Source organism: Streptomyces sp. NPDC104309 (assembly GCF_055584025.1).
Genome location: NZ_JBVJMV010000104.1, coordinates 1 through 8,589, shown reverse-complemented (window position 1 = coordinate 8,589; position 8,589 = coordinate 1). Strand labels below are relative to the sequence as shown.

Annotated in this window: 8 protein-coding genes; 5 read left to right on the top strand and 3 right to left on the bottom strand. The window is 67.7% G+C overall.

Annotated elements, in window-relative coordinates; translation table 11 throughout:
* The first annotated feature begins 900 nt into the window (after positions 1–900).
* Together ACZ68L_RS46165 and ltrA are read left to right on the top strand one after the other, a co-directional pair.
* Positions 901–1,191 (top strand): transposase, encoded by a 291-nt coding sequence (locus ACZ68L_RS46165; protein WP_469590822.1) that lies wholly within the window; start codon positions 901–903, stop codon positions 1,189–1,191.
* 695 nt (positions 1,192–1,886) lie between these two features.
* Positions 1,887–2,699 (top strand): group II intron reverse transcriptase/maturase, encoded by an 813-nt coding sequence (gene ltrA / locus ACZ68L_RS46160; protein WP_469590820.1) that lies wholly within the window; start codon positions 1,887–1,889, stop codon positions 2,697–2,699.
* On the opposite strand, the gene ACZ68L_RS46155 is transcribed toward ltrA, so the two are convergent.
* The 3 genes from ACZ68L_RS46155 to ACZ68L_RS46145 all read right to left on the bottom strand — a co-directional run bounded on the left by ACZ68L_RS46155 (position 2,602) and on the right by ACZ68L_RS46145 (position 5,939).
* Positions 2,602–3,039 carry a thioredoxin family protein gene (locus ACZ68L_RS46155; RefSeq protein ID WP_469590818.1) on the bottom strand — a complete coding sequence of 146 codons (438 nt, stop codon included), beginning with the start codon at positions 3,037–3,039 and terminating at the stop codon, positions 2,602–2,604. The genes ltrA and ACZ68L_RS46155 overlap by 98 nt on opposite strands.
* 161 nt (positions 3,040–3,200) lie before the next feature.
* On the bottom strand, positions 3,201–4,793 hold the full coding sequence (locus ACZ68L_RS46150; protein ID WP_469590816.1) for an MFS transporter: 1,593 nt from the start codon (positions 4,791–4,793) through the stop codon (positions 3,201–3,203).
* Positions 4,794–4,925: 132 nt separating this feature from the next.
* On the bottom strand, positions 4,926–5,939 hold the full coding sequence (locus ACZ68L_RS46145; protein WP_469590814.1) for an NAD(P)/FAD-dependent oxidoreductase: 1,014 nt from the start codon (positions 5,937–5,939) through the stop codon (positions 4,926–4,928).
* 96 nt (positions 5,940–6,035) lie between these two features.
* On the opposite strand from ACZ68L_RS46145, the gene ACZ68L_RS46140 reads away from it, so the two are divergent.
* From ACZ68L_RS46140 to ACZ68L_RS46130, 3 genes are all read left to right on the top strand, one after another.
* Positions 6,036–6,629: a helix-turn-helix domain-containing protein gene (locus tag ACZ68L_RS46140; protein ID WP_469590812.1), complete on the top strand. Its 594-nt coding sequence runs from the start codon at positions 6,036–6,038 to the stop codon at positions 6,627–6,629.
* 116 nt (positions 6,630–6,745) lie between these two features.
* Positions 6,746–7,618, top strand: coding sequence for a methyltransferase domain-containing protein (locus ACZ68L_RS46135; RefSeq protein WP_469590810.1), 873 nt, complete (start codon positions 6,746–6,748; stop codon positions 7,616–7,618).
* 666 nt (positions 7,619–8,284) lie between these two features.
* Positions 8,285–8,467 (top strand): hypothetical protein, encoded by a 183-nt coding sequence (locus ACZ68L_RS46130; RefSeq protein ID WP_469590808.1) that lies wholly within the window; start codon positions 8,285–8,287, stop codon positions 8,465–8,467.
* The last annotated feature ends 122 nt before the right edge of the window (positions 8,468–8,589 follow it).

Sequence of the window (8,589 nt, the reverse complement as noted above, 5' to 3'; positions counted from 1 at the left end):
CTTTCGGATTCAGGTTAGCCATCGGACCCAGGAACATCCCTCCGAGTTCCTCCCGGCTTGACCGGGGATATAACAGGGCGCTTTCGTGGCGCAGCCAGGTTGTACAGATCATCGAATCGGCGCGAGGCATCCGCCTGCGCCCACTGGTGCAACTTGAGCTGCATCTTCCGTACCGGGACACCCGGCCGCAAAGGGGCGGCCGTCCCGGCCCTGGTGTTCACCGGGGCTTCTTCGGACATTGCAGTCCTCTCCTTGTCTGTCACGCTGCCGCCCTTTCCCGTGCGGCCGGCTTTCCCGGCCTCGGAGTACTACGGCGTCTCCGCCCCGTCCGCGTCCTTCGGCGGGCAACGCGCCTATCCCGCTCCGTACCGCTGGCGGCGGCTGGGATCGGGAGCAGATCGCGGACGGTTCCCACGTTCACCGTCGATCGATCGACGGGTGAGGTGCCCGGCTATGCCCCTGCGGCATCGCCACGGTTACGCCGTAGACCTTCACCGTGGCCTCCCGGACCCAGCAGGGGAAACCTGCCCGGGAGTTCACCGACAGTCACCGTCCTGGTGGGACGGGAAGCTGCCGGATACGCGCCGCCAACCAGCCCATATTCACCGGATTGAGTGAGCTGGCACGCTATCGAGAGGCGTAACAACACCGGTTCCTCGCGTACACCTTCCCGTCTCGCTCACCGGGCCCGGCCCATCCGGCGATGCTGAACCGGCCCGACTTCGTCACGACTGCTTGCCGCCCTTCCCGGCGTTCCTCCAGGTCAGGCTGTCGTCAGCTTCGTCTGCCCGCTACGACGGGCGGACGGCGGAGTCCTTTCACCTCCGCTCGATCACACGGCGCCTCGTGGCGCACCCCCTCGTAGCGTGGAGTCCGTGACTGCAGGGGAAGTTGAGAGTCATGGCGGAGAAGCGTCGGGTGTTCAAGCCGGAGTTTCGTGAGGGGGCTGTACGCATCGTGACCGAGACCGGGAAACCGATCGGCGAGGTGGCCGATGACCTGGGGATCAACGAGGCCACGCTGGCGAGTTGGGTCTCGCGGGCCAAGCGGGCCGAGAAGGGCGGGCCGGCCGACGCGGACGAGGAGCTGGCCCGGTTGCGGCGGGAGAATGCCCAGCTGAAGAAAGACAACAAGGAACTGGCCATGGAGCGCGATGTCCTCAAACGCTGCATGGTCCTGTGGGTGAAGTAGCTGTGGCGGACCCGGCTGTCGTGGCCGGGGTGATCAGCGACCAGAGGACCAGGCACAACATTCCACACACGGTGTCCTGCCGTGCCCTGGGCGTGTCGGAGGCGTGGTTCTACAAGTGGGTGTGTCACGAACGCCGAAGGGAGCTCGATGTAGGTAGAGCTTCGTGAGGTGGTGCTGCGTGGAAGATGAAGGCTCTGGCCCTTCGGAGTCGCCCTGCGGGGGGAGGCTCCAAACCGCCACATGCTGCGGCGACTGAATGCCGATCGTGGTGAGCGATGTGGAAAAGGCGCCCGACGAGGCGTCAGGTGGGGATCGGGAAGGCGAGCGCAAGCGAATCGCTACTGACGTGTCGAAATAGAAACAGACGACATCGAAACCGGGGTGTCCACTTGATCCCGGGATGAGCCTGGCGGAAGCCCGCCGACTGGCCAGGCGGTGTCCGGCATGGAGGCGACGCGAGCCCGATCTGCGGCTTTCACGCGGAACGTGAGAAGGCAGGGCCCGACACTGTCCGCCCCGTGGGCGGCGAGATGGAGCGTCCCTTGTGGTTGCAGGGGACCTGAGTACCGTCGCGGGTCGTGCTGGCGGACCGGTTCGTAGTAGCTGTGAAGCCCCTGTAATGGGGGTGGGGCCAAGGGATCGGGTCGTTCGTGGCCGTTTGTTCGATCAACCGGAAGTGCTCCGGGAGGAGTCGCGTGGACGAGCTGAAATCATCAGGCAAGCCGTTCGAGATCTCGAAGTCGGCTGTCTGGGAGGCGTGGGAGAAAGTCAGGGCGAACAAGGGTGCGGCCGGGGTGGACGGTGTGTCGATCGAGGAGTTCGAGAAGGATCTGCGGGGCAACCTGTACAAGATCTGGAACCGGATGTCCTCGGGGACGTACTTCCCTCCTGCGGTCCGCGCGGTGGAGATCGCGAAGTCGCACGGCGGTGGCACGAGAATTTTAGGCGTTCCCACCGTCGCCGATCGGGTCGCGCAGACGGTGGTGGCCGGGGAACTGGAGGCGAGGGTCGAGCCGATCTTCCATCCGGATTCCTACGGCTACCGGCCGAAGCGGTCCGCGCTGGATGCGGTCGGGGTCTGCCGGGCACGCTGTTGGGGCAACAACTGGGTGATCGATCTGGACATCCGGAAGTTCTTCGACTCCGTGCCGTGGGACCTGATCGTCAAAGCGGTCGAGGCGAACACCGACCTGCCGTGGGTGGTCCTGTATGTCAAGCGGTGGCTGGTCGCACCGCTGGCACTGCCCGACGGGACCTTGCAAGGGCGCAACCGTGGCACCCCACAGGGGTCAGCGGTTTCGCCCGTGCTCGCCAACCTGTTCCTGCACTACGCGTTCGACGCCTGGATGGCCCGGGAGTTCCCCGGCATCGGGTTCGAGCGTTACGTGGACGACGCGGTGGTCCACTGTGTCAGCGAGTCGCGGGCACGCACCGTGCTGGCGGCGATCGAGGAACGGATGCGCGAGGTCGGGCTGGAGTTGCACCCTTGCTCTGCTGCGCCGCGGTGACGGAAGCGCGGACCTCGTTCATGTCGAGGTTGCGCATCTGGTTGATGAGGTGGTCGAGGGCGGCCTCCGGCAGTGCGCCGGGCTGGCGGAAGACAGCGATGTTCTCGCGCACGATCATGAGGGTGGGGATCGATGTGATTTCGAATGCCTGGGTCAGTTCTTTCTGGGCTTCGGTGTCGACCTTGGCGAAGACGATCTCATCGTGCTTTTCCGAGACCCGTTCGAAGACCGGCCCGAACTTGCGGCAGGGGCCGCATTCGGCCCAGAAATCGATCACGACGAAATCGTTGTCGGAGATCACCTTGTCGAAGGTCTTGGCGGTCAGCTCGATGGTGCTCATCAGCGGTTCTCCTGGTTGGGGGCTGGGTATTCGGTGCTGCTTGGCAAGGGTGCGAGTGCGATAGAGCTGGTCTGGGCGGGTGTCCGGCACCGCGATCGCGGTGCCGGACACCCTGCTATGGCACGAGCGGTCTTCTCGCTGTGTGCCCCGCTCCTATGTGGTCATCGGGTGGCGACGGCCTCGGTGGCTTCTGTCTCGTCCGCGACCGCAGGGGTCGTGTTCTTGAGGCCGCGGAAGGCGATGTAGACGAACAGGACGCCCATGACGGCGACGCCTGCCCACATGGCGTGCTGCCAGCCGTCGACGAAGGACTGTTGGGCGGCGTGGAGCAGGTTCTGCGCGTGCGGGCCGGCGCTGCCCGCCGCCTCGACGGCGTTGGCGACGCCCTCCCGGGCGGTGTCCGCGATCCCCTGGGGGATGCCGTTCAGTCGGCCGTCGATGGCGCTGCGGTAGCCGTTGGCCAGCAGCGCCCCTAGCAGGGCGACGCCGAGGGCGGTGCCGAACTCGCGGGTGACGTCGTTGAGGGCGGAGGCGACGCCCTGCTTCTCGCGCGGCAGGGAGCCGGTGATGGCCTCGGTGGACGGGGTCATCGACAGGCCCATGCCGATGCCCATGGCGAGCATGCCGGGCAGGATGGTCAGGTATCCGCCGTCGACGGAGACGAACAGAGCCATGAGCGCCAGGCCGACGCCGGCCAGCGCGATGCCCACGGCCATGGTCGAGCGGGAGCCGATGCGTGCGGCGAGCTTGGGGGCCAGGCCGGAGGTCGTCATCATCATGACGGCCATGGGCATCAGCGCCACCGTGGACAGCAGTCCCGACCAGCCGAGCACGGCCTGGAAGAACGGGAAGAGGACCACAGCGATGCCCGCCTGGACACCGAAGACCACCAGCAGCGTGATCGAACCGCCGGCCAGGCCGCCCTCGCGGAACAGGCGCACGTCCAGCAGTGAGGCGTCGCGACGGTGCAGCTCCCAGGCCACGAAGCCGATGGCGGCGACGAGGCCGACGGCGAGGCTGATCAGAGTTGCGGGGGCGGTCCAGCCGCGTTCGGGGCCTTCCTGCAGGACGAAGATGAGGCCGATCACGGCGACGGTGGAGACCAGCGCGCCGACGGTGTCGAAGCGATGGGCCGAGGTCTCGCGGGAGTTGGGAACCGACTTCAGCGTCATGGCCAGGGCCACGAGGATCAGGACCACCGGCAGGACGAACAGCCAGCGCCAGTTGGCGACGTCGACGAGGAGGGCGGAGAGGAACATGCCCAGGATGCCGCCGCCTCCGGCGACGCCGGTCCACACGCCGATCGCTTTGCCGCGCTGTTCCTCGGGGAAGGTGGAGGTGATGACGGCGAGGGTGATGGGCATGATCATCGCGGCGCCGATACCGCTGGCCACGCGCGCAGCGATCATGACCTCGGCCGACGGGGCCAGGCCCGCAACAACGCTCGCGGCGCCGAAGACACCCAGTCCGGCGATCAGCATGGGCTTGCGACCCAGGCGGTCGCCGACGGCGCCGAGCGGCAGCAGCAGTGCGGCCAGGGCGAGCGTGTAGATGTTGATGATCCACAGGATCGTGTTCTGCGAGGCGCCGAACTCGACGGCCATGTGGGTCTGCGCGACGTTCAGCCCGGACACCGAGGCGATGACGGCCATCAGCGCGATGGAGACGGTGATCAGGATCGTGCGGAGCTGACGCGCGTCAGGTATACCCCCGCCGCCGGCTTCAGCGGCCTGTACAGGCTGGTTCGTACTCACGAAATTCCTCTCAAAAGGGCGTGCTGATTCAGCGCCGGAGCAGCGCCGGTCGCCGAGTAAAGGGGGCAGGGCCCGGCAACCGCGCGCATCGCCGGGTGCGGTCGAGCGGTGGGCCGGTGCCGCGCCGGGACGTCAGGGGGTGGATGCCTCGCCCTGGGCTGCGGCGAGGGCCGCGGCGGTGTCCGCAGTGGCCAGCAGGGCATTGATGTGGGAGCCGGCCAGGGCGCTGGCCGCTGCGGAGGCGCCGACCTGGGCGGTGAGGTCGGTGGCGTTGCCGGCCACCCACACGCCCGGCACCTCGGTGGTGCCGGCCACGCCTGAGGCGAAACGGCGGCCCATGTTGTCGGGCAGGTCCTCCATCGGCAGCTTCAGACCGTCCAGGCCCTCGGTGCGGGCCTGCATCCGCGTGGCGACCGCGAGCACGCGGCGGGCTACGACCTGGCCGTCAGCCAGGCGCACTCCCGCGAGGGTGCCGTCCTCGTTGTTGATGACCTCCCGCACCGGGGTGTCGACGATGCGGATGCCGCGGGCGGCGAACCGGGCGCGGGTGTCCTCATCCAAGGAAGTGCCGTGGGTGAAGTAGGTCAGGTCCTCGGTCAGCTGGCGGAAGAGGAGTGCGTGGTGGACGGAGGCCGGACCGGTGGCGAGGATGCCGATGGGCTCGTCGCGCACCTCCCAGCCGTGGCAGTACGGGCAGTGCACCACACCGTGTCCCCAGTGCTCCGCCAGGCCGGGAACCTCAGGCAGCACGTCGCGCAGGCCGGTGGCCACCAGCACTCGGCGCGCGGTCACGCTCCGGCCGTCGGCCAGGGTGATGGCGAAACGCAGATCCCCGTCAGCCGACAGGGCGGCGGGCTCGGCCGAGGCCACCTCGCCGAAGACGATGAGGCCACCGTACTGGCGCACCTGCTCCCGGCCCCGCCGAAGGATCTCGGGGGGCGGGGTGCCGTCCAGAACGATGAAACCGTGCATGGCCTCGGCCGGCGCGTTGCGCGGAGTACCGCTGTCGATCACAACGACCGAGCGGCGGGAGCGGGCGAGCATCAGCGCACCGTTCAGCCCCGCGGCACCACCGCCGATCACCACCGCGTCGACGGTCCCACCGGGCAGTACGTCGCTCGCGTACGGGGAAGTCGTCACAGCCATGGCCTCCTACACTCTCCTTGCGCTTGGCCCAAACGCTCCGGACCATCTGCACACGACGCTAACCCCGCATTGCATCAAGGGCATACGATGTTGCCCATGACGCAAGAAGATGGAGAGCTGGACAGCCTCGTACGCAAACGCATCCGCGCCCTGCGGGTGGCGCAGGGCTGGTCCCTGGAAGAGCTGGCCACCCGCGCCAACCTCAGCCAGTCCTCACTGAGCCGCATCGAGAACGGCCAGCGCCGCCTCGCGCTGGATCAGCTGGTCATCCTCGCCCGCGCCCTGGACACCACGCTGGATCAGCTCGTGGAGAACGCCGCCGACGATGTTGTCACCAGCCCGATGATCGACGGTACCCACGGCTTGATGCGCTGGCCCGTAAAGGGCGATCCCGGCATGAGCGTGGTGCGCCAGCGCATGACCAATCCGCCGCCGCAGAATCCGGCGCGCATGCGTGCCCACCCGGGGCGCGAATGGCTCGTCGTCCTGTCCGGCACCGCGGTCCTCATGCTCGGCCACCGCCGCTTCCGCATCGAGACCAACCAGGCCGCCGAGTTCCCCACGATGATGCCGCACGCGATCGGCGCCGAGGGCGGACCCTGCGAGATCCTTGGCATCTTCGACCGCGACGCCCGCCGCGGCCACCAGCGCGAGAACAGCAACTGCGACGCTCAGGGCACCTCTGAATGACATGGGCGGGCCGCGCGACGGCGACATCTTGCGCGTCGGGCAGCGCATCCGGCCATCGTCTTGCTTAAACAGGAAGCTATCGTGCCGCAAACGCATGACCGTCCTACGGTGAAGGCATGGACCAAGCGCACCCGCACACCCCCCACCACGGCGCTCAGCACGGCCGCCACCAGGAGCACGACGCCGACGGCCAGGCGGAGATACTCGACCTGGACGCCGAGGTGTTCGCCGAGCACATAGCCTCCATCGCCGCGTGGCTGCCACTGAAGACCGGCCCGCGTCAGATCGTGGATCTGGGCTGCGGCACAGGCGCGGGCACCTTCGCCCTCCTCGACCGCTTTCCCGACGCGCACGTCATCGCCGTCGACACATCCGCCGGACACCTCCAGCACCTGCGCGCAAAGGCATGCGCCCGCGGCATGAAGGAGCGCGTGCGCACCGTGCAGGCCGACCTCGACGACCCCGCCTGGCCCGACCTCGGCTCACCGGACCTGGTGTGGGCGTCGGCCTCGATGCACCACATGGCCCACCCCGACCGCGCCCTGCGCACCGTCCACGACGCGCTCGCGCCCGGCGGCCTGTTCGCCGTCGTCGAGCTGGCCGGCTTCCCCCGCTTCCTGCCCGAGAGCGCCCCCGAGGACCGGCCCGGCCTGGAAGAGCGCTGCCACGCTGCGACCGACCGCTTCCACGCCGAACACGTGCCCCATCGCGGCGCCGACTGGGGCCCGATGCTGACCGCCGCCGGCTTCAGGATCGAGGGCGAACACACCATCACCGTGAACATCGAGGGCACCCGCAGCGAAGCGATCGGCCGCTACGCCCTCAGCAGCCTGCAACGCATCCGCAGCGCCGCCGTCGGGGAGCTCTCCACCGAGGACCTCACCGCGCTCGACCGGCTCCTCGACACCGGCAGCCCGCACAGCATCCTGCGCCGCGACGACCTGGCGGTACGCACCGAACGCACCGCGTGGGCCGCACGCCGCTTCTGATCCCGAATACCCCCGTTGCCCGCCGGGCAGCCTCAGCACCCCATGACTTGCCTCATACGCAACATGCCATGCTTCTTAAGCATGCAACCCGTATGTTTGGGTGCAGAGCCCGCGCAGCCCCTTGCACACCACTACTGCCCCGAACCATCCAGTGCGGAGCGTTCACGGCCCAGAGGGAAGGAGTACTTCCATGGCTGCACCTCGGCCCCCCTCCGACAAGCACGCAACGACCGGCCACACCTCAAACGGCGTGCCCGCCGAGTACGAAGCCTGGCGCCGAGGCCGGTGGGAGGAGGTCGCCGGAGCGAACGGGAAGTCCCGACACGGCACGGGACATATCGGGCAGCCAGCCGCTCACGGCATCGCCGTCAACCCTCGGAAGAATCGAGGTCAACTCATGGCCATTGGCCTTCCCCTCATCGGCAGGATGTGTTCCACGGGCGTTCGCCACTCTTGCGGCATGGCCGAAAATAAACGTTCCCCATGGTTGCAGAAGTATTATTTTTCGGGTGTTCAAGTATTCCATTCTCAAAGCGGATGTCCAGTGTCCACAGAGGCCGTTGATCGAGAATTGAGCCGCAATTGAGTCGCACCGGATGGCAGGGTGAAACAGTTACCCCTGCGGGCCGAGAGGCCCAGCCGCCATCGAGCAGGAGGGGACGCCTCATGTCAGCAGAGCGGGTAACAGACCAGTACAACGAGGAGTTCCGCACGCCGGGCAGCGACTTGCCCGCGGCCGCCCAGCACGTCAAGGACTTCCCGACGCTCGCACCTTGGCATGGCGAGCATTTGGCCGGGCCCCTCTTCGTTGCCGAGGCGGGCGAATTGCCCGCCCACGCGGCGAAGTAAAGAGAAGTCATGATGCCGCAGCATTTCCCCGCGCCTTCGGCGTGGCGGCGGATTCAGACGGCCTGGGGTCTGCCGGACCTCGCGGGAAAAGGCCGGTTCGTCACGGCCAATCTGATCGACAG